The sequence below is a fragment of the Archangium violaceum genome, assembly GCF_016887565.1.
GTDB classification, from domain to species: Bacteria; Myxococcota; Myxococcia; order Myxococcales; family Myxococcaceae; genus Archangium; species Archangium violaceum_B.
Genome location: NZ_CP069396.1, coordinates 10,565,282 through 10,585,603, shown reverse-complemented (window position 1 = coordinate 10,585,603; position 20,322 = coordinate 10,565,282). Strand labels below are relative to the sequence as shown.

Below are 20,322 nucleotides of genomic sequence, written 5' to 3'. Positions count from 1 at the left end.
GGGGAAGGGCTCACCGTTCGGCACAGGGGGGCACAGGTTGGGGGCGTCCATGGCCATCGCAATCGTGCTGGGCATCGTGCTGGTCGCGCTGGTGCTCTTCTCCATCGACGTGGTGCCCATCGAGGTGAGCTCACTGGTGGTGGTCTGCCTGCTGGCGATCACCGGGGTGTTGACGCCCGAGCAGGCCTTCGAGGGTTTCAGCAACGACACCGTCATCTTCATCTTCACCCTGCTGGCGATGACGGAAGGGCTCGCCAGTACGGGAGTGGTGCAGCTCGTCGGGCAGCGGCTCGCCTTCTTCGCGCGCTTCGGGCACCAGACGTTCGTGCTGGCGATGATGGTGGTGGTGGCGACGTTCTCCTCGGTCGTCTCCAACACGGTGACGACGGCGGCCTTCCTGCCGGTGGCCATCGGAGCGGCGCACCGCGCCAAGGTGCCCAAGAGCAAGGTGCTGCTGCCGCTGGCGTACGCCTCCATGCTGGGAGGCATGGTGCTGCTGTTCGGCACCTCCACCAACCTGGTGGCCTCCGCGGCCTTCCCCCGCTTCGGGCTGGCGCCCATCGGGGTGACGGAGCTGTCGCCGGTGGGGCTCCCGGTGGCGGTGCTGGGCGTGCTGGTGGTGGTGTTCCTCGGGCCGCTGCTGCTGCCGTCGCGCGTGGGCAAGGGCACGGTGTCCGACTGGGTTCTGCGCGACTACCTCACCGAGGCGGTGCTGCCCGCCGACTCGCGCTACCAGGGCAAGGAGCTGGCGGAGATAACGGAGGGCCTGGGGCTGCGCGTCATCGGGGTCATCCGCGAGGGCCAGTCCCTGCCCGCGGTGCCCACGTACCGGCTGGTGGGGGACGAGCGCCTCATCGTCGAGGGCAACCGCGAGGACATCCTCCGGGTGAAGGACCTGCGGGGAATCGAGATCCGTCCGGACATGCGGCTGTCGGACACGGACCTGCGGCCCCAGGACACCCTCCTGGTGGAGGCCACGGTGCCCACGGGCAGCCCGCTCATCGGCCGCAGCCTGAAGGAGACGCTCTTCCTGGAGCGCTATGGGCTGGTGGCGCTGGCGCTGCACCGCAAGCCCGCCATCCAACGGCTGACGAAGCTGCAGCTGCTGGGGCGGCTCTTCGGCGGGCACTCGCTGTCCGCGCTGCCGCTGTCGGTGGGTGACGTGCTGCTGCTGCGCGGCCCCCGGGAGCGGGTGCAGGAGCTGTCGGATGGCGTCAACCTGCTCGTGCTCGGGGACGTGGAGTACCAGCCACCGCGCTACGGCAAGTCGCTGCTGGCGGTGGTGCTCTTCCTCGGGGCGCTCGCGGCGGGCACCGCCAATCTGGTGCCGCTGTCCGTGGCGGGACTGGCGGGCATGCTGGCGATGATCGCCACCGGGTGCGTGGACGCGCGGCGGGCCTTCCGCGTGGACTGGCGCGTGGTGCTGCTCATCGGCTCCATGATGGCGCTCGGCGTGGCCATGGAGGAGAGCGGGGCGGGCAGGTTCCTGGGCAGCCTCGCGGCGGAACTCGGCAGCTACGGAGGTCCGCGCATGGTGCTGCTCGTGATGATGACGCTCACCATCCTGCTGTCGGCGCCCATGAGCAACCAGGCCGCGGCCCTGGTGATGCTTCCGGTGGCCATCGGCGCCGCCACCCAGCTGGGGGTGGATGCGCGCCCCTTCGCCATCGGGGTGACGCTGGCCGCGAGCTGCTCCTTCATCACGCCCCTCGAGCCGAGCTGCGTGCTGGTGTATGGCCCCGGCCACTACCGTTTCACCGACTTCTTCCGGTTGGGCACTCCGCTGACGGCCCTGCTGCTCGCCTTCCTCGTCGCGGTGGTGCCCGTCGTCTGGCCCTTCCAGAAGGCGGGGGGCGAGCCGGCACGGCCTCGGGAGCCGGTGAGTCAGCGCGTGGTGGGTCCTTAGAGCGCGAGGCCTCGTTTGCGAGCCCCGTGGCGCTCCAGTACGGTGCCCGCGGGGCCCTCCTTGTTCTCTACTTCCCAGTCCCTCCCACTCCGCTGGCATCTCGTCCGGATCACGCTCGGGACGCTGATTCCCGTCGTCGCCTTCGCCGCGGTCGTGGTCTTCCAACTGGCTCGCACGGAACGCGAGTCCGTCGAGCTTCGGGTGCTGCGGTCGGCGCGCGCGCTCGCGTCCGCCTTCGAGCGCGAGATGTCGGGCTCCATCCGGACGCTTCATGCGCTGGCCGAGTCCGACCATCTCGATCGGGGTGAGCTGGAGGCCTTCCACGACGAGTGCGCACGGGTGCTTCGCACGCAGCCGGCGTGGCGGCACGTGCTGCTGATCGCTCCGGATGGGCAGCCGCTGTTGAATACAGCCTACCCCTGGGGTTCCCCGATTCCGGCCATCGCCGACCCGGAGAGCCTCGCCCGCGTCGTCGAGACGCACCAGCCCGTCATCGGAAACATCGCCGTCGGCCGAGGCGCGCGAAGGGCGCTCGCCTTTCCCGTCCGGGTGCCGGTGATGCGGGGCGGCGCGCTCCGGTACGTGCTCACGGCCGTCATCACGCCGGAGTCCCTCACGAGCGTGGTCACCCGTCAGGCCCCTGGCGACGAGGAGTGGACCCGCACGCTGGTGGACTCGAGGGGGACCGTGGCCGCCCGCACCGTGGACCCCGGGCGCTTCGTCGGACAGCCGGCGACGTCCTCGTTCATGCAGAAGACCCACGACCTGGAGCAAGGCGTGTTCGCCAACACGTCGATGGATGGCGTGCCGGTCTACGTGGCGTTCAGACGGTCGCAGCCTTCAGGGTGGATCGCGGCGGTCGTTACTCCCAAGAGGATCCTGGACGCGCCGGTGACCCGCTCGATGCTCATCGTTGGAGGGTTCGGGTTCGCGCTGCTGCTGGTGAGCGTGGGCGGCGCCTGGGTCTTCTCACGGAACCTCGAGCGCTCCATCACGGGAGCCGCGACCGCCGCGGCCGCCCTCGCGGAGGGTGCCCCTCACCGCATGGAGCCGTCCAGCGTGCGCGAGCTCACGCGGCTTGGCGAGGCGCTGGAGCGCTCCGGACGGTTGCTGCGGGAGCGGGAGCGGGAGCGGGACGCGAACCTCGCCGCCGCCGAGGCGGCACGGGCCGAAGCGGTCGAGGCCACGCGGGCGAAGGACGCGTTTCTCGCCATGCTGGGTCACGAGCTGCGCAACCCGCTCGCGCCGATCGTCACCGCGCTGGATCTGCTCCGGCGGCGGGGCCTCGCGGGGACGCCCGAGCACGAGGTCATCTCGCGGCAGCTCCGGCACGTCGTCCGCCTCGTGGACGATCTGCTGGACGTGGCCCGGATCACCCGCGGGCAGATGTCGCTTCACCGCGAACCGCTCGAGCTGTCCTCCGTGGTCGCCCGGGCGGTGGAGGCGACGGCCCCCCTGGTCGAGCAGTGGCGGCACGCGCTCGAGGTCGATGTGCCCACCTCGGGCCTGCGGGTGCTGGGGGATGCCGACCGGCTGACGCAGGTGGTGGCGAACCTGCTCACGAACGCGGCGCGGTACACAGCACCGGGCGGGCACATCCAGATGCGGGCTCGCGCGTGCGACGGGGGCATCACGCTCGTCGTCGAGGACGATGGACAGGGAATGCCACCGGACCTCATCCCCCGGCTCTTCGAGCCCTTCGTCCAGGGGCCGCGCACGCTGGAGCGGAGCGAGGGAGGGCTCGGCCTCGGTCTGTCGCTCGTCCGGAGCTTCGTCGAGGCGCACGGTGGCCGTATCGAGGCCCACAGCGACGGTCCCGGCCAGGGCAGCTCCTTCACGGTCTGGCTGCCGGGACACGAGGATGCCGTGGCGCCGCCTGGCCCGAGCGAGCAGCGGGAAGGCATTGCCCCCATGGTCGAGGCTGCGTCCGGGGAGCCCCTGCGCGTGCTCGTCGTCGACGACAACGTCGATGCCGCCGAGGGGCTGGCCGACCTGCTGGGCCTGAACGGATACCAGGTGGCCGTGGCGCATGACTGCGCGGAGGCGCTGAGTCAGGTCGATGCCTTGCGCCCGCATGTGGCGCTGCTCGACATCGGATTGCCCGACGTGGATGGGTACGGCGTCGCCGAGCGCATCCGGGCGCGGATGGGAGATGCGAGCCCCGTCTTCGCCGCGCTCACGGGCTACGGTCAGGATGGGGACCGCGCACGCAGCCACGCGCTGGGGTTCCGCCATCACTTCGTGAAGCCCATCGACATCGATGACCTGAGCGCCTTCCTGGAGGCGCTGCGGCCGGTGCGAAGCGAGGCCGGGTGAGTCAGTGGATGGCGGCGCGCAGGCCGATGCGATTCAGCACCCCGGCCTCGTGGTCGAGCAGCTCGTCCAGACGTGCGCGCACCGGGGCCTCGTCCCCACCCGCCGCGGTGACGGCCAGCCGGTAGAAGAGCGACTGGTGGCCGTCCTCGGACTGGGCCAGCTCACCGTAGAAGCGGCGCAGCATGGGGTCCTCCAGTCCCTCGGCCAGGAGGGAGAGGCGCTCGCAGGAGCGCGCCTCGATGACGGCGGCCACCAGCAACCGGTCCACCTTGCGCCCCTCGGCGGAGGTGCGGACGGCCTTCTGCAGTCCCTGGGCGTACGGGTCGCCCGCGTCGCGCCCCAGCGTCAGACCCCGGGCCGCCATCAGGTCCAGCACCCGGGCCAGGTGCGCGCTCTCCTCGCGGGCCAGCCGCGCCATCTGCGCCGGCAGGCCGGGCAGATCCGGGTAGACCTGCAACAGCGAGAGGGCATTGGCCGCCGCCTTCTTCTCGCAGTGGGCGTGGTCCACCAGCACTTCGTCGAAGCGCTCGAGCGCCAGGGGAAGCCAGCGCGGGTCGCTGGGGACCTTGAGGATGACGGGGCCCTCTCCGGAGAGGGGACGGCGATCGGGCGTGGGACGGGACATGGAGCGTGCGGAGTGTAACCGCCCCGCTCGCGAGCGCTACTCCACCAGCACCAGCCGCTGGGTGCGCTGGGCCAGGTAGCCCACCTTGCGAGCGATGCGCGCCATGGACTCGTCCTTCTCGTCCACCCGCAGCGTGAGCCTCGGCAGTGAGGAGAGCAGGAAGCGGGAGATCTGCCCCAGGCACAGCGTGGCGTGACCCTTCCCCCGCTGCGAGGGCACCGTGTACAGGCCCTCCAGCTCGGCCCCGAATTGTGAGCGGCTGCCGATGTCCACCTTGAAGACCAGCTCGCCGTTCTCCTCCAGCACGTAGGTGCGCCGGGCCCTCACGCGCTGCGCCACCCGCGCCTCGAAGTTCGGATCCTCCGCGAGCGCGTCCCGGTCATACATGTCCCGCACCGCTCCGGCCGCCAGGGGCACCAGGCGCTCCAGATCCTCATCGCGCGCCAGCCGGAGCAGGGGATTGGTGAAGGGCCCCAGGTCGTCGGCCGACACGGAGAAGAGGCGGTGCGTCTTGGACAGCCGCGGCTTGCCCGCGCACAGGCTGCGCACCAGCGCGTCCACCGCGGGCTTCTCGCCCACCGACGCCTTGAGCCTCACGCGCTCGGCCAGCGCATCCGCGATGACCCCGGTGGCCACGCTGTCACCCGCCGAGGGCACCACCAGCGCGCCTCCTCCTCCCACGAAGACGGCCGCCGTGAGCGTCTTCCCATCGAAGCGGCCCCAATAGGTGTAGCTGGAGCGGCTGTCACCGATGCCGAACTCCGCCAGCAATCCGAGCAGGTAGATGTTGTGTGCCGGATCCTTGGCGAGCAGCGCCTTCAGCGCATCGCTGTCCTGGGAGGTGAGTTGTTGGACGGTGACGGGCATGTCGCTCGGTCGTGGCGCAGTACACCATATGCCATGCCGTGGTTTTCAAGGGCCTCCGTCCTTCCCGGACCGGAAGTGGAACGGGTGGCTCAGGGTGAGCGGGGCTTTCCCAGGTGGGGCGGAAAATTGTGTGTCGGCGAGAGCATCGAGCAGGCAGGCGTGCACGAAGGGGTCCTGAAAGGTGCTCTCCACCACCTCGGCGCCCTGGAAGCGGCCACGCTCCCCCTGGGCTTCGAGGGTGAAACGCAGCTTCACGGTCTGTGCACCCGGATGGCGCACGGACGCGTCCTGGAGGCACTCGCGTACCAGCGGTTGGATGGCCCGGAAGGCGACCGCGACCTCCTCCTTGTCCCAGGTGCCCGGGGGAGGATCGGGAATCGGCTCGTCCTCGCGAGGTGGAGGGGGGGGCGGCGTGGCGACGCGGGGCTCGGGCCGGGCGGGTTCCGGCGGAGGGGCAGGGGGGGCGCGGGGTGGGGCGGGCGGAGCCGAGGGGGGCTCGGCCACGGTGTGCTCCGGCGTGTCCCTCGTGAGCCAGAGCGCCAGCGCGCTCAGGGCCACGAAGGGGAGGACCACCCAGAGGAAGACGGCTCTGCCCGACATGTGCACCCTCAACCCTCGAGGCCCAGCGCTTCCTTCAAGAGCGCCTCCCGGGCGACGACGGGCGAGCGGGGGAGCCGCTCGGGACGGAAGCTCCGCACCAGCTCCTCGCGCGTCATGGGGGCGCCGTCCCCCAGGCCGCTCCAGGCCGCGAGCAGCCCGAGCACCCGCTCGACGGCGATGCCCCGCTCGCGCAGCTCGGCCACCGCGAAGGCGCCCTCCCGCTTGGCCAGCCGTTTGCCGTCCTCTCCGAGCACCAGGGGCACGTGCCAGAAGCGCGGGGGCTTCACGCCGAGCGCCTCGTAGATTTGAAGCTGCCTGGGGGTGGAGGACAGCAGATCATCCCCCCGGAGCACGTCGGTGATGGCGCTGGCCGTGTCGTCTACCACCACCGCGAGCTGGTAGCTGGCGACTCCATCGTTGCGGCGCACCACGAAGTCCCCCACCACCGTGGCCACGTCCTGGCAGTAGCGGCCGTGCAGCCCGTCCTCGAAACACCACTCGCCGGGGGCCGCCCGGAAGCGCAGGGCGGGCACCCGTGTGCGGGCGCGTTCGGCCACGGCCTCGGGGGTGAGGGAGGCGCAGGTGCCGGGGTAGCGCGGCCCTTCCTCGCTCAGGCCATGGGGGGCGCTCGCCGCGCGGGCGATCTCCGCGCGCGTGCAGAAGCACGGGTACACGCGGCCCGAGCGCTCCAGCTTCTCCAGCGCTTCCCGGTAGACGTCGTCGCGCTGGCTCTGGACGAGGGGCGTCTCGTCCCAGTCCAGTCCCAGCCACTCGAGATCCCTGTACAGGTCGTCGAGGTGCTGCGGCCTGCAGCGCGCGCGGTCGAGGTCCTCGATGCGCAGCAGGAACTGGCCGCCGGCCGCGCGGGCCTGGAGCCAGCCGAGCAGTGCGCTGCGGGCGTTGCCGAGGTGGATGCGGCCGGTGGGGCTGGGCGCGAAGCGTCCGCGGAAGCTCATGGGTTTGCCGGGCGGCAGCCTAGCGCGCCCGGAGCGGTCCCGCCGCTCCCACCTTGGTCCCTGGACCGGGCGTGCACAGCTTTCGCTGGCCTCGGGCTCGGCGGAAGGTTACTTCCCGGCTCTCCGCCGGGCGGGGAGGCGTGCCCGCGTCACCCGGCGTGCCCTGGATGAACCCGATGCGCTTCCTCCACTGCTCCGACGTCCACATCACCGCGGACTACTTCTCCCTGCCCCTGCGCAAGCTCGGCTGGCGGCGCTGGCTCGCCCTGGCCGAGCTGTCCGTGGGAGGCCGCAGCAAGGCCTACGCGCGGGCCCCCCAGACGCTCGCCACCATCGCGCGCGATGCCGACGCGCTCGGGGCGGACCACTTCATCCTCTCCGGGGACATCACCGCGTACGCGCTGGAGCCGGAGTTCCAGGTCGTGCGCGAGTCGCTCGGCACCCTGGCGGAGGATCCGCGCCGCTGCACCATCATCCCCGGCAACCACGACGTCTTCACTCCGGGCAGCCACCGCGTGGGACGCTTCGCGCGCCACTTCGGCCACCTGCTGGAGAGCGATCTGCCCGAGCACCGGCGCGAGGGGCCCTTCCCCTTCGTGCGCCTGGTGGGGGAAGAGGCCGCGGTGGTGGGGCTGCTGTCCGCGCGCGTGCCCTTCGTGCCAGGCCTCGCCCATGGCTTCATCGGCCCGGCGCAACTGGATGGGTTGGCGGCGTTGGTGAAGGATCCGCGGCTCGCGGGCCGGGCGCTCCTGGTGGTGGTGCACCATGCGCCGCTCACCCACCAGGGCCGGGCGGATCGCTACTTCCACGGACTGAGGGACGCGCAGGCGCTCTTCCAGTTGCTGCCGGGGCCGCGCTACGCGGTGCTGCACGGGCACATCCACCAGCGCTACCACCACCCGGCCACCGCCGAGCGCCCGCATGTCTTCGGCGCGGGCTCCTCCACCCAGGCGGGGCGCGAGGGCTACTGGCTCATCGAGGTGAAGGATGGCCAGGTGGTGGGCGGGCAGAAGCACGTCCCCGGAGGGGCGTTGCACTGAGCCCGCCCGGGCCGCTCAGGCCTGCAGGCGCGGGGCGGCATAGCGGCGCACGAAGTGGATCCACCGGCGATCATCCACTTCCACCTGCCACTCGCTGTTGGGCGTGAGGGGCAGGCGCTGCGCGAGGAACTTCTCCAGGTGGTCCGCGGCCTTCACCGGCGTGAGGCCGGGCGCGCGGAAGGCCACGCGCAGGAAGACCTCGAGCGAGGGCGCCACTTCCACGATGGCGAAGATGCGCAGCGGGCCCACGCGCCGCTGGTAGCGCACGTCCTCGCCCGGCACGGAGGCCGGCGCCTGATTGGCCGGTTGTGACGCCATCCAGTTGGACGGCTCGAGGACGAAATCGAGCAGCTCCGCACTCGCTTCTTCCAGAGTTGCGTGCTCGTGGATGGAAAGCATGCCCACCTCCCTGTTTGGCCGTCCGCACGAAGAATGTGCCCATGCGCCAAGGGCGTGCAAGGGGGCATCGGGGCCTCGGGGGCGAGCGTCGGCCACGTGTCAGTGTCGTGTGGTACGCGTCCGCGCGTGGGGAGCGCCTGCTCCGCTGGTGAACACTCTCCGGGGCGTGCCGCTCAGCGCCCGAGCACCACCGCGGCGAGGAAGCGCCAGGAGATGCTCGTGGCCTCGCCACTCAGGATGTCGATGAGCTCGTCGCGGACCCTCGCGCTGCGGTCCGCCGCGCGGAAGATGCGGTCCAGCAACCGGGGGCGCTCGAAGGCGCGCATCAGCCGGCGGTTGAGGTGGAACGCGGTGCGGAAGCGCGTCTCCCAGCGCCGTCCGTAGCCCCCGAGCCCCCGGGCCGAGAAGTCTCCCGAGGCCACCGCCTCGGCCACCGCCTCGGCGGCGAAGGCTCCGGACTCCAGGGCGAACTCGATGCCCTCGCCCGTGAGCGGGTTGACGAAGCCGGCCGCGTCTCCCAGCAGCAGCGCCCGATCGAAGATGGTGTGCCGGGCGAAGGAGCCGAACGGCAGGTGGTGCCCCTTCACCTTCCCGAGGCGCCTGGCTCCGGCCAGCTCCCTGGCCACGTTGGGGCTCGCGCAGAATTTCTCCATCAGCTCGGGGAGCTTCGCCCCGGACGCGGCGAGCTGGTCCGCCCGCATGCCCAGCCCCACGTTGGCCCGGCCACCCGGCAGCGGGAAGATCCACCCGTAGGCGGGCAGCAGCTCCTCCTCCCAGAAGAAGGCCATGCTGCGCGGGTGCGAGAGCTGGACGTTCTCGTAGTAGGCGCGGACGGCGAAGGCGCCCTCGTGCTCCGGGAAGTCGGGGGCCCCGAGCGCGCGCCGGACCACCGAGGGCGAGCCATCGCACCCCAGTACCACGTCGGCGCGCAGGGGCTCACCGTCGCGGCAGCGCAGGAGGATGCCGCTCGCGTCCCGCTCGATTCCCTCCACCCGCACGCCCTCGCGCAGCTCGGCGCCGGCCTGGACCGCGCGCTGGACGAGGCGCTCGTCGAGCACCTGGCGGGGAATGGCGCAGGCCTTGCCGCCGAAGAGGCGGGCGGGGATGCCAATCTCCAGCACCACGCCCCCCGGAGAGATGGTGTAGACCGAGTCCACCATGGCGGCCTCGGTGCCGGGCAGCGCTCCGAGCCCCAACCGCTCCAGCATCCACAACGCGCGGGGCGTGCAGCCATCTCCGCAGGTCTTGTCGCGGGGGAAGTGGTTGCGCTCGAGCAGCGTCACGCGGGCGCCCTGCTGGGCGAGGAACGTGGCCGCGGACGAGCCCGCGGGTCCGGCGCCGACGATGGCGACGTGGGGGGAGGAGGGAGGCATGGCCGGGGAAGATGCCACATCGGCCCCGTTTCCAGGGTCAGGGAGTGACCTTGGGAGGGCTGGCGTGCTTCCCGATGAGCTCGGCCAGAAGCATCGGTCGTGCCTCCTCGAAGGCGCGCTCCACTTCGGCCAGCAGCGCCTCCGCTCCCGTCAGCTCGTTGCGCTTCGCACGGGCCTGCAGCTTCTGGCTGCACTGGCGCACGCGCGGCATCCCGTACATCCCGCTGCTTCCGGCCAGTCCGTGCGCCTCGTGCTCCAGGGCCTCGGCCTTGCCCGCGGCCAGCAGCTCACGCATCTCCTCGAGCTGCCGGGGGATGCTGGCGAGGTAGCGGTGCACCAGGTCCGCGAGCGCCTGTGGCTCCTCGGGATCCACGAGCTCGCGCAGCCGCGCGAGGTGCTCCATATTGAGGATGGGAACCGCGTCCTCCATAGGTGGGTCATCCTAACGAGTGCCGACGGACACGTCGATGATGCGCTCGTCCTCAGGCCGTCGTGGGCTGCCGTGAGGGGCGAGGGCGCTCCACGGCGGCCTTGAGCTGGCCGCAGCCGGCGTCGATGTCGATGCCGCGGCGCTGCCGCACGGTGCTGGGCAGTCCGTAGCCGGCCAGGATGTCCTGGAAGGCGCGCACGGCCTCGGGGCCGCTGGGGTTCTGGCCGTAGCCCACCGTGGGGTTGAGCGGGATGAGGTTGACGTGCGCCTCCATCCCCTTCAGCAACTGGCCCAGGGCATGGGCCTGCTCGGGCGTGTCGTTCTGCCCGGCGATGAGCGCCCACTCGTAGAAGATGTGGCGCTTGCGCTTCTCCACATAGTAGCGGCAGGCGTCCATCAGCTCGGCCAGGGGCCACTTGCGAGCCGCGGGCACCAGCGCGCCGCGCTCCGCGTCCGTGGCCCCGTGCAGACTGACGGCGAGCTGCACCGGCCGGTCCTCGTCCGCGAGCCGGCGGATGCCCGGCACCACGCCCACGGTACTCAGGGTGATGAAGCGCGGCCCCAGGGCCAGCCCCAGCTGGTCCACCATGATGTCCACCGCCGCCAGCGTGGCGTCGTAGTTGTGCAGGGGCTCGCCCATGCCCATCAGCACCACGTTGCGCAGGGACTCGTTCGTCTCGCGGAGGATGCGGGTGACGTGCAGCACCTGGCCGATGATCTCCCCGGGCGACAGGTGCCGCACGAAGCCCATCTGTCCGGTGGCGCAGAAGACGCAGCCCATGGCGCAGCCCGCCTGGGTGCTGAGGCACACGGTGGCCCGGCCCTTGAACCGCATGAGGACCGTCTCCACGGTCTGCCCGTCGCGCAGCCGCAGCAGCAGCTTCCGGGTGTAGCCGTCGGAGCTGAAGACCTCATGGTGGGTGGAGGGCCGCTCCAGGTGCGTGCGCTCCTGAAGGGTCCGGACGAGGTCCGGCCGCAGCCCGGGGAGGGAGTCGAGGGACTCCACCTGCTGGCGGTAGAGGGCCTCCCAGAGCAGGTCGCGGTAGTAGGCGCTGTAGCCCCAGCTGGCGAGCAGCTCGCCGAGGGCGGCACGCGGCAGGTCGTACAGGTTGACCGGTGAGGTGGCGGGCGTGGACTGCATGGTCATCGAGCGATAACACACCCGGGCGCCCGACTCATGGACTGCGGGAACCGGGTCCCGGGGCGTGTGAGCGGGCCTTCCTTTGCCTACACGCCCCTCGTGGGAGGTTTCAATCGAGGAAGCGGCGCTCCCAACGGCGGATGTCCTCCAAGCTGAAGCCGCTCCGGCCACATTGGCGCTCGTACAACCAGGGTTCCAGCTGGCGCGCCAGCTCCCGGTACTCCGGCAGTGTTTGGCCCTGTTCCAGGTCCCCGGCTTCGGGCCATTTCCCCAACGTCACGAGCGCACGCTCCCCTTCCATTTGCTGCACGCTGGTGTCGGGCGCGAGAAGGCGAGCCCGTAGGCCCGCCGCACCGCCCAGCCTTCCCAGGACTGGCTGACCCAGGAAGGTCAGCCAGTGCGCCCCTTTCACCCGTGTGCCGATGTCCATGCAGATGGACTGATCCGGAATGTCCAGGCCCGGGTAGCGGAAGGCGACGTCGCGGATGTGTCCCGCCATGCCCAGGACTGCTTCTGGGAAGAGAAGAGAGAGGCCTGCGTGGCCGGAGTTGAAGGGCAACTCGGCCGCCAACTCCAGTGCCAGTTCTCGCACCTGTGCCGGGCCATGCTCCTCCAGGTATTCAGTGGGGAGCCAGAAGGCCACCATGCACGTCACGCCCTTGTCGTTGCTGGGGCGGGTCGCATCGAACTGCTCACCGTAATAGGTGAAGGCGTATCCGTAGAAGTCATCCGATGCACCACCGAGTTGGACGTTGGCCCCAGAGGGATACAGAAGGTCCTGTCGGGTGCGCTTCCATGCCTCGTCGTCGAGGTTCCGCCATTCACCTTCTTCGTCCAGGTAACAGCCGAGCGCACCCGGTCCCACCGCACGGCGGTACACCTCCAGGGTATGCAATACCCTCCGCGCTACTTCCTGGTGGGGGTGCCGCATGTAGAAGGTGATGCCGACGCTCTCACGGATGGAAAGGTAGCGCCCGGACTCATAGACGCTGTAGTGCCGTATCCGTGGGTAGTGCGCGCTCATCATTGGACTCCCAGTTGGGGCGTGACGAGGGCTGGATCCTGCTCTCCTCCAAGGGCCTCCTTGTACATCCGTTGCTGATTCTTTGGATGATGAGGATGTCCCTTGGGGTAGGGCCTCCATTGGGGCGCGCTCTTCCTGCCGGGCACGCAAGGGAATTTGAAGTCGTAGACACGCTGGACCTTGTTCGGGTTGCCCGGGGCGTGAATCACGAGGTCGGGAACCAGCGTTCCCAACAGCAGGTCGAAAAGTTGGTTCCTCAGCCACTCCGCGACCTGTTCCGGGGCGAGTCGCTGCCAGCGTCCCACTTGCGGGTCGTACTTGTAGCGTGGTTGCACGGTGAAGTTCTCCGGGAAGAGTCCACCGAGTTCTCTCTGGACACAGCCCAGGGCGAGCGCGTGCTTCTTGTTTCCGAGTTCCATGGCCCGCGTCACGTCCTTGCCATTCTCCTGTCGGACGACCTGATTGCACTGCTCCTCGGTGGGTGCCTTTCCTTTCAGCTCTTCATCCGCATCGTTGACCCTGAAATTCGCGTCCTTGGCGCACTCGACCAGGATGTACTCGACGCGTGCCACCTCCGCCGCATCGAGCAAATCCTTGAGGCTGACGATGGTCCGAGCCGCTCCCATGGCGCGTGACAGCCAGGGAATGAGCGCCTCGTCACTTGGTGCCGCGGCGATGCAGCCGGGGTTGCGCAGGCAGCCGTCCACCGCGGAGTTCATGCTCTGTGAGTAGCGCGTGGGTGCACGGTGGTTCGTCGGAGGATGAGCGATCAGCCTCCCCATGGGGGCACCCGTGGCACATCCGGAAAGCAGCGCGAGGACCCCCAGGGCAAGCACGCCTCGCTTGGAGCACTGTCTCGAGCCCACTCCTCCTCCTATCGGGCCGGGCTGGGAACGCTGCCCCGGCTTTCTCGTCAGGACACCAGGCAGACAGGCTGTCCGTGAATCGCTCGTTCCCTCTTGGGGACTAGACAGTCAAGGGGGGATGTAGGGCCACCCCAGGCGACTTACCCTCCTGGTGTGCGGATGGAGCGGCGATGGGATGTGGTGGTCGTGGGTGGGGGCGCCAGTGGCACGTTGTTGGCGGCGCAACTCTTGAGGGGGGCCCGAGAGCCCCTCCGGGTGGCGCTGCTGGAGCGGACGGGGCGCGTGGGCCCTGGTCTGGCCTATTCGACGGAGAGTCCGAGCCATCTGCTCAATGTGCCCGCCGGGAGGATGAGCGCCTTCCCGGATGACCCGGAGCACTTCCTGCGGTGGCTGCGGCGTGTCGAGCCGGGGACGGGCCCAGGGGACTTCGCGCAGCGCAGGCGCTACGGCCAGTACCTGGAGGACGTGCTGCACGAGGCCCGGCGGGACGCGGCGCCGGGCGTCGACCTGGAGCTCCTGTCGGGTGAGGTCGTGTCCATCGCCCAGGAGGGGGACTCGGTTCGGGTGGCGCTCGAGGGCGGCCCGGTGCTCGAGGCACGGACGGCGGTGCTGGCGGTGGGCAACGCGCTCCCCTCCGACCTGTCGGTGGAGGACGGAGGCCTGTATGCGAGCCCTCGTTACATCCGCTCGCCCTGGCTCGAGGGCTCCCTGGAGCGCGTCGGGCCCCAGGATGCCGTGCTGCTCGTCGGGACGGGCCTGACGATGGTGGACACCGTGCTGTCGCTGGTCGAGCGGGGACACCAGGGGCGTATCCACGCCCTCTCCCGGCACGGGTTGCTCCCGCACGTCCACCGCCCCGCCGCCGCCCGTACGTTCGTGGAGCTCCGGGAGCCCCCACGCATCCGCTCCCTGCTGCGCACGCTGCGCCAGGAGGCTCGGTTCGCCCGCGAGGACGATGACTGGCGCGGTGTGGTGGACGCCCTGCGGCCCCACACCGCCTCGCTGTGGAGGGGCCTGTCCGAGCCGGAGCGGCGCCGCTTCCTGCGCCACCTGCGCTCCTTCTGGGAGGTCCACCGTCACCGCATGGCCCCCGCGGTGGGCGAGGTCCTCGAGAGGCTCCAGCGGGCCGGCGTGCTGAGCATCCACGCGGCCCGTGTGCGCAGCTTCCGGCCCGTGGACCCGGGCGTGGAGGTGCGCTTCCGCCGACGCGGCCTCGTGCACGAGGACACGCTGCTCGTCCAGCACGTCATCAACTGCACCGGCCCCGATGGCACCATCGCCCGCGCGCACCCGCTGCTGCGCGGGCTGTTGGCCTCCGGGCACGTTCGGGCGGATGCACTGGGGCTCGGCCTGGCCACGGATCCGGGGGGCGCGCTGCTGGACGCGGAGGGCGAGCCCTCGTCCGTGTTGTTCACCCTGGGGCCCCTTCGCCGGGGCGAGCTGTGGGAGACCACGGCCATCCCGGAGATTCGCATGCAGGCGCTCGCCCTCGCGCGGCGGCTGCTGGAGCAACGCGCCTCGTCCTCCAGGTCGCGCGATACCGGGCCCTTTCCTCTTCCGCCTCCCTTTCCCTGATTCACCGCCACCATGGGCCTTCAAATCCAGAAAGAGACGTTCGATCCCGAGGAGTATGAGCGCTTCGGCAAGCGGCTCACCGAGAGCCTGGAGGCACTGCGGCAGGTGCTGGCACGCCCGGGCTTCGGCGTGGGTCCACGCACCATCGGGGCCGAGCTGGAGATGTTCCTGGTGGATGCCGCCGGGTACCCGCTGCCGGTGAACCGGCAGGTGATGAGCCAGACGATGGACCCGCGGGTGACGTTGGAGATCGACCGGTTCAACCTCGAGTGCAACCTGTGCCCGGCGCCGCTGGCGGGGCGTCCCTTCACGGCGATGCGCACGGAGTTCGAGAGCGCGCTGGCGGAGGTGCGGCGCGCGGCGGCCACGCAGGGGGCGCGGGTGGTGGTGACGGGCATCCTCCCCACGCTGCGCGAGGCGGACCTGGGCAGCGGAGCCCTCACGGCGCAGCCGCGCTACCGGGCGCTGTCGGCCGCCATCCGCCGCAGGCGCCAGGAGCCCATCCGCGTGGTCATCGGCGGAGAGGACCGGCTCACCCTGGAGTGGGACGACGTGACGCTGGAGGGGGCCAATACTTCGTTGCAGTACCACCTGCGCGTGGACCCGGCGGACTTCGCGCGGATGTACAACGCGGCCCAGCTGGCGACGGCGCCGGTGCTGGCGGTGAGCGGCAACTCGCCCTTCCTGCTGGGGCACAGACTGTGGGACGAGACGCGCGTGGCGCTCTTCCGGCAGGCGGTGGACGACCGGGGCGAGGCCCCGTCCGAGGCGCCGCAGCACGGGCGCGTCACCTTCGGGCATGGCTGGGCGCGCCAGGGGGCGCTGGAGCTGTTCGCCGAGTCGGTGGCGCTGCACGCGCCGCTGTTGCCGGTGCTCGGCACGGAGTCGCCGCTCGCGCGCCTGGCCGAGGGCATGTTGCCCCGGCTGGACGAGCTGCGGCTGCACCAGGGCACCGTGTGGAGCTGGAACCGCGCCATCTACGACCCGAGCGCGGGGGGCCACGTGCGCATCGAGATGCGCGCGCTGCCCGCGGGCCCCACGGTGGTGGACATGCTGGCCAACGGAGCGCTGCTGCTGGGCCTGACGCTGGGGCTCGCCGACGAGATGGAGTCGCTGCTGCCGGGGCTGCCCTTCACGTGCGCCCGAGGCAACTTCCTGCGCGCGTCCAAGGAGGGACTGGACGCCATGCTGCTGTGGCCCGAGCGCACCGCGCCCTCACCCCGGCCCCTGTCCGCCGTGGCCCTGGTGGAGCGGCTGCTGCCCGTGGCCCGCCAGGGCCTGGTGGGCGCCGGGGTGGAGGCCGAGGAGGCGGACTCGCTGCTTTCCGTGGTGGCGGCCCGATTGCGCGCTCAGCAGACGGGTGCACGCTGGCAGCGGAAGATGTTGGCCCGGTTGGAAGCACACATGCCCCGGCCGGACGCACTGGGGGCTCTGTTGGAGCGTTATATGTCGCACGCGGCGTCCGGCAGGCCGGTCCACGAGTGGCCGCTGGACTGAACCGGGTCACGACTTTCGACGAGGACTTGCGAGCAGCCCCTCACCTTTGCGACGCTCCATCCATCTTCCTCCCCTCTCGTTGGTTGGTCTGCCCTGGTGAGTGAGCCTGTTGCTGCGAAGGTCCTCGTCGTCGAGGACAACCGGACGATGCTGGCCTTGATGCAGTACTACCTGAGCAAGGACTTCACCGTCTTTCTAGCCCGCTCCGCGGAGGAGGCGCTCGAGCTCCTCCAGCGGGAACAACTGCATGCCGTGGTGTCGGATCAGAACCTCGGTGATGGGTTGATGGGCGTCGACCTCCTCAAGAAGGTGGCCGAGCTTCAACCCCATGCCGCGCGCATCCTCGTGACGGCCTCCCAGAAGTTGGAGGACGCCCAGAAGGCCATCAACGAGGCGCGGGTGAACCACTTCTTGACGAAGCCGTTCACCGAGCAGGAGTTGAAGAACACGGTCGGCCAGGCGGTGCACAACGCCGCGCTGGTACAAATCCGCGACAAGATGGTGCAGGAGCTCAAGGAGCAGCTCGGACTGCGCCCCGCCAAGCCGGCGGCGGGCAAGCCGGGCACGACGCCTCCTCCGGGTGTGCGCCCCAAGACGGGCGATGCGCGGCCGGGGGACCCCAAGGCCGTCTCGCTCATTCCGGAGAGCGAGCGGCTGGCGTTCCGCGACGGGCTCACCGGGCTCTACAACCACCGCTACTTCCAGGAGGCGCTGAGCGCCGGGCTGGTGAGCGCGCGGCGCCGGGAGCAGAAGCTGGCGCTGGTGCTCATCGACATCGACGGCTTCCGGCGCTTCAACCTCTCGCGTGGCTACGCCGAGGGCGACAAGCTGCTGCGCCGGGTGGCCCACCTGGTGAACGAGCTGATGGAGGACCCCGTCACCCACGCCCGGAGCGACAACTCCTCGGAGATCGCCGCCCGGTACGACTGGGACGTGTTCGGGGTCGTCCTGTGCAACGCGGACCTGGAGCGGGCGCGCGCCTACGCGGAGAAGCTGCGCAAGGCGGTGGAGGAGCTGGACGTGCCCGAGGGCAGCGGCGAGGCCGTGGGCGAGGTGACGGTGACGGCCGCGGTGGCCGTCTTCCCGGACCACGCGCGCAACGAGCAGGAGCTGATCTCCGCCGCGGAGAATGCGCTGCGCGGCTCCAAGTCGAGCTTCCCCAACCGCGTGGTCCTGGCCACGAAGGGGTGAGCGAGGGTCTCTCCGCCCGGTTGTCGTCGGGCGGACAGGCCAGGCGGGTGGCTCCGCGCGCGTCGTGCGCGGAGCGGCCCCCTCCATAGGATGGCGGCTCCAACCCCATCCCGTGGAGTCGAGCCATGAAGAAGTCCATCGTGTGGCCGTGGATCGCCGGCCTGTCGGTCGCGGTGTCGCTGACCGGGTGCCAGGAGCAAGCGCAGCCGCCGAAGGACGAGCTCATCCAGACCCCGGTGGCGCGCAACCGGTACGTGTCCTTCCCGGCGCTCGGCACGGCCACGCCGCTCCAGGTGGCGGGCCGGCTGAGCCTTCCCACGAACGCGGAGGGGAAGACGCCCGCGGTGGTGATTGCCCACGGCTCGAGCGGAGTGGACAGCCGGGGGAGCTTTCACGCGCGGGCGCTGAACGAGGCGGGCATCGCCACGCTGGAAATCGACATGTGGTCGGCCCGAGGCCTGTCCGGAGGCGCGGAGGGGCGGCCGCAGGCGGTCTCCGAGACGCTGCCGGATGCCTGGGGCGCGCTGAAGTACCTGTCGGCGCAGCCCACCATCGATGCCTCGCGCATCGGCATCATGGGCTTTTCGTGGGGCGGGGTGATGGCGATGCTGGCCGCCACCCGGAAGTACGCCGCGCAGTCCGAGCCGGGACAGCGCTTCGTGGCATACGCGCCCTTCTATCCGGTGTGTTGGGCCTACAACCGCGTTCCCGGCTACGAGTTCGGTGCGCTCACCGGCGCTCCCGTCTTCATCCAGGCAGGCGAGGCCGATCAGTACGACGACCCCGACTCGTGCCAGAAGCTGGTGGACAGCCTGTCGCCGGAGGATCGCTCCCTGGTGTCGCTGACCGTCTACCCCGGCGCCACGCACGCCTGGGACAGGTTGGAGCCCGCCGCGCAGGTGGAGGACCCGTACTCGCATACGGGCCAGGGAGGCACGGTGGACCTGGTGCCCTCGCCGGATGCGGCGGAGAAGTCGCGGCGGGCCGCGGTGGACTTCTTCCGGAAGGCTTTCGGCATGACGCCGTGAAGCGCGCCCGGCGCACGTGAAACGCCAGGGGGAACGGGCACGCCTGTCAGCCGGTGTGCTCGTTCACCTGGATGACCTTGGTGTCCGCGATGTGGTCGTGGAGGCACCGGCGGTCGGCGGTGAAGATGAAGAGCGGGTCGGCGAGGCTGAACAGGTTGCAGGTGGCGGTGCCGATGAACCCCGGCACGACGTTGCGCAGGAAGATGAGCCGGCCGAGGTCCACCGGGCTGTCATCGGTGCGGACCACCTTGATGCCCATGGTGCGCTTGCCGAGGCTCTGGCCCTTCGTGACGAGCAGGTAGAGCTGGTAGACGAGCACGCCGAGGCTTCCCATCAGCCCCATGAGCGTGAAGAAGAGCGCTCGCCATTCGCCACCCTCCGCATTGCCCACGATGCCGCCGATGAACGCCAGGACGAACACGGGAAGGCTGATGGAGAACTGGTCGATGAGGGCGGCGACGAGACGGGTGCCCGGCTCCGCGAGCGGCGCCGAGACCGGCGCGCAGCGGAAGCAGTAGTCCCGGCGGTCGAACCCTCCTCGGAGGCACAGCTCACAGGCGTAGCTTCCGCACCGGGTACAGATGATGGCGGCCGGGCGGTCGGCGTGTTCAGCGCAGAGCGCACCGGAGAGTGGGGAGACGGAGGGGTCTGGCTGAAGCATGGCGCGCATGCTCGCAGGCCTGACCGAGTGGCCTCAAGCCCCGGGCTCGTCTTCCACACCCCGGCGCAGGCCGAGCATCCGCCGCAGCTCGCGGGCGGACTGGCGGCTCACCTCCACCGTGTGTCCACGGGCGGTGCGTGCCAGGTACCCGCCCGTCTCCAGCGGCTCCAGCCGGGTGACGTGGGCGAGGTTGAGCAGGGCGCGCCGGTGCACGCGGTAGAAGCCCTCGGTGGGGAGCCGGTCCACCAGCTCCTGGAGGGTGAAGTCCGTGAGGTAGTCGCCTTGCGCGGTGAAGACGGTGACGAGCTCGTCCTCGAGCGTGGCGTGGGAGATGGTGTCCGGGTCCACCAGCACGATGCCCTGGCGGGTGGGGATGGGGAGCCGGGCCAGGGGCCGAGCGAGCTGCTCGACGGCGGAGCCCTTGCCTGCCTCCAGGGCCGCCTTGGGAGCGAGCCGGGCCCGCACCCGCTCCAGTGCCTTCTGCAGGCGCGAGGCCTCCACGGGCTTGAGGACGTAATCCACGGCGCCGTGCTCGAAGGCATCCACCGCGTGGTCGGCATGGGCGGTGACGAGGACGACACGGGGGCCGTCCTCGGGCAGCAGCGCGAGCGCGTCCATGCCACTGAGGCCGGGCATGTGGATGTCGAGCAGCACCACGTCCACGCCGCCGGCGCGCACCGCGGCGAGCACGGCCTCTCCATCGGCGGCCTCGCCACACACCGAGACATCGGGGAAGGCCGTCAGCAGGCGCGCGAGGCGCTTGCGGGCGACGAGCTCGTCGTCGGCGATGAGGACACGCAGGGTGGGGCTCACGAGCGCGAGTGTAG

19 protein-coding genes are annotated in these 20,322 nt (G+C 70.6%); 7 read left to right on the top strand and 12 right to left on the bottom strand.

The window, feature by feature from the left end:
• Positions 1-49 precede the first annotated feature (49 nt).
• Both JRI60_RS42115 and JRI60_RS42110 read left to right on the top strand, forming a co-directional pair.
• The gene (locus JRI60_RS42115) at positions 50-1,906 is read left to right on the top strand and encodes an SLC13 family permease (RefSeq protein WP_204221703.1); all 1,857 of its coding nucleotides are present in this window, start codon (positions 50-52) and stop codon (positions 1,904-1,906) included.
• A 60-nt stretch (positions 1,907-1,966) separates the two neighbouring features.
• Positions 1,967-4,222, top strand: a complete 2,256-nt coding sequence (locus tag JRI60_RS42110) for a hybrid sensor histidine kinase/response regulator (RefSeq protein ID WP_204221702.1) — start codon at positions 1,967-1,969, stop codon at positions 4,220-4,222.
• A gap of 1 nt (position 4,223) precedes the next feature.
• Here JRI60_RS42110 and JRI60_RS42105 read toward each other — a convergent pair whose 3' ends face one another.
• The 4 genes from JRI60_RS42105 to gluQRS are packed head-to-tail and all read right to left on the bottom strand — an operon-like array spanning position 4,224 to position 7,270.
• On the bottom strand, positions 4,224-4,847 hold the full coding sequence (locus JRI60_RS42105) for a tRNA-(ms[2]io[6]A)-hydroxylase (RefSeq protein WP_204221701.1): 624 nt from the start codon (positions 4,845-4,847) through the stop codon (positions 4,224-4,226).
• A gap of 36 nt (positions 4,848-4,883) precedes the next feature.
• Positions 4,884-5,714, bottom strand: a complete 831-nt coding sequence (locus tag JRI60_RS42100) for a GNAT family N-acetyltransferase (protein WP_204221700.1) — start codon at positions 5,712-5,714, stop codon at positions 4,884-4,886.
• A 45-nt stretch (positions 5,715-5,759) separates the two neighbouring features.
• Positions 5,760-6,314 (bottom strand): AgmX/PglI C-terminal domain-containing protein, encoded by a 555-nt coding sequence (locus JRI60_RS42095; RefSeq protein WP_204221699.1) that lies wholly within the window; start codon positions 6,312-6,314, stop codon positions 5,760-5,762.
• 8 nt (positions 6,315-6,322) lie between these two features.
• Positions 6,323-7,270: a tRNA glutamyl-Q(34) synthetase GluQRS gene (gene gluQRS / locus JRI60_RS42090; RefSeq protein ID WP_204221698.1), complete on the bottom strand. Its 948-nt coding sequence runs from the start codon at positions 7,268-7,270 to the stop codon at positions 6,323-6,325.
• Positions 7,271-7,446: 176 nt separating this feature from the next.
• On the opposite strand from gluQRS, the gene JRI60_RS42085 reads away from it, so the two are divergent.
• Positions 7,447-8,310, top strand: coding sequence for a metallophosphoesterase family protein (locus JRI60_RS42085; RefSeq protein ID WP_204229326.1), 864 nt, complete (start codon positions 7,447-7,449; stop codon positions 8,308-8,310).
• Positions 8,311-8,325: 15 nt separating this feature from the next.
• On the opposite strand, the gene JRI60_RS42080 is transcribed toward JRI60_RS42085, so the two are convergent.
• From JRI60_RS42080 to JRI60_RS42055, 6 genes are all read right to left on the bottom strand, one after another.
• A complete protein-coding gene (locus tag JRI60_RS42080; RefSeq protein ID WP_204221697.1) occupies positions 8,326-8,709 on the bottom strand; it encodes a hypothetical protein in 384 nt (127 codons plus the stop codon).
• A 173-nt stretch (positions 8,710-8,882) separates the two neighbouring features.
• The gene (locus JRI60_RS42075) at positions 8,883-10,082 is read right to left on the bottom strand and encodes an NAD(P)/FAD-dependent oxidoreductase (protein WP_204221696.1); all 1,200 of its coding nucleotides are present in this window, start codon (positions 10,080-10,082) and stop codon (positions 8,883-8,885) included.
• Between the two features lie 37 nt (positions 10,083-10,119).
• Complete coding sequence (locus tag JRI60_RS42070; protein ID WP_204221695.1) at positions 10,120-10,512, bottom strand: Hpt domain-containing protein; 393 nt, start codon at positions 10,510-10,512, stop codon at positions 10,120-10,122.
• A gap of 52 nt (positions 10,513-10,564) precedes the next feature.
• A complete protein-coding gene (rlmN, locus tag JRI60_RS42065) occupies positions 10,565-11,659 on the bottom strand; it encodes a 23S rRNA (adenine(2503)-C(2))-methyltransferase RlmN (protein ID WP_430384348.1) in 1,095 nt (364 codons plus the stop codon).
• Positions 11,660-11,762: 103 nt separating this feature from the next.
• Positions 11,763-12,677, bottom strand: coding sequence for a type VI immunity family protein (locus JRI60_RS42060; RefSeq protein WP_204221694.1), 915 nt, complete (start codon positions 12,675-12,677; stop codon positions 11,763-11,765).
• Complete coding sequence (locus tag JRI60_RS42055) at positions 12,677-13,384, bottom strand: hypothetical protein (RefSeq protein ID WP_204221693.1); 708 nt, start codon at positions 13,382-13,384, stop codon at positions 12,677-12,679. Before JRI60_RS42055 ends, JRI60_RS42060 begins: the two co-directional genes overlap by 1 nt.
• Positions 13,385-13,702: 318 nt before the next feature.
• On the opposite strand from JRI60_RS42055, the gene JRI60_RS42050 reads away from it, so the two are divergent.
• From JRI60_RS42050 to JRI60_RS42035, 4 genes are all read left to right on the top strand, one after another.
• Positions 13,703-15,118, top strand: coding sequence for an FAD/NAD(P)-binding protein (locus JRI60_RS42050; RefSeq protein WP_204221692.1), 1,416 nt, complete (start codon positions 13,703-13,705; stop codon positions 15,116-15,118).
• A 12-nt stretch (positions 15,119-15,130) separates the two neighbouring features.
• Complete coding sequence (locus JRI60_RS42045) at positions 15,131-16,615, top strand: glutamate--cysteine ligase (protein WP_204221691.1); 1,485 nt, start codon at positions 15,131-15,133, stop codon at positions 16,613-16,615.
• Between the two features lie 96 nt (positions 16,616-16,711).
• Positions 16,712-17,806 carry a GGDEF domain-containing response regulator gene (locus JRI60_RS42040; protein ID WP_204221690.1) on the top strand — a complete coding sequence of 365 codons (1,095 nt, stop codon included), beginning with the start codon at positions 16,712-16,714 and terminating at the stop codon, positions 17,804-17,806.
• A gap of 125 nt (positions 17,807-17,931) precedes the next feature.
• Positions 17,932-18,834 (top strand): dienelactone hydrolase family protein, encoded by a 903-nt coding sequence (locus JRI60_RS42035; RefSeq protein ID WP_204221689.1) that lies wholly within the window; start codon positions 17,932-17,934, stop codon positions 18,832-18,834.
• A gap of 46 nt (positions 18,835-18,880) precedes the next feature.
• Here the strand turns inward: JRI60_RS42035 and JRI60_RS42030 are convergent, their stop codons facing one another.
• Positions 18,881-19,495 carry an RDD family protein gene (locus JRI60_RS42030; protein ID WP_204221688.1) on the bottom strand — a complete coding sequence of 205 codons (615 nt, stop codon included), beginning with the start codon at positions 19,493-19,495 and terminating at the stop codon, positions 18,881-18,883.
• Positions 19,496-19,528: 33 nt separating this feature from the next.
• Positions 19,529-20,308 carry a LytR/AlgR family response regulator transcription factor gene (locus tag JRI60_RS42025; RefSeq protein ID WP_204221687.1) on the bottom strand — a complete coding sequence of 260 codons (780 nt, stop codon included), beginning with the start codon at positions 20,306-20,308 and terminating at the stop codon, positions 19,529-19,531.
• Positions 20,309-20,322 lie beyond the last annotated feature (14 nt).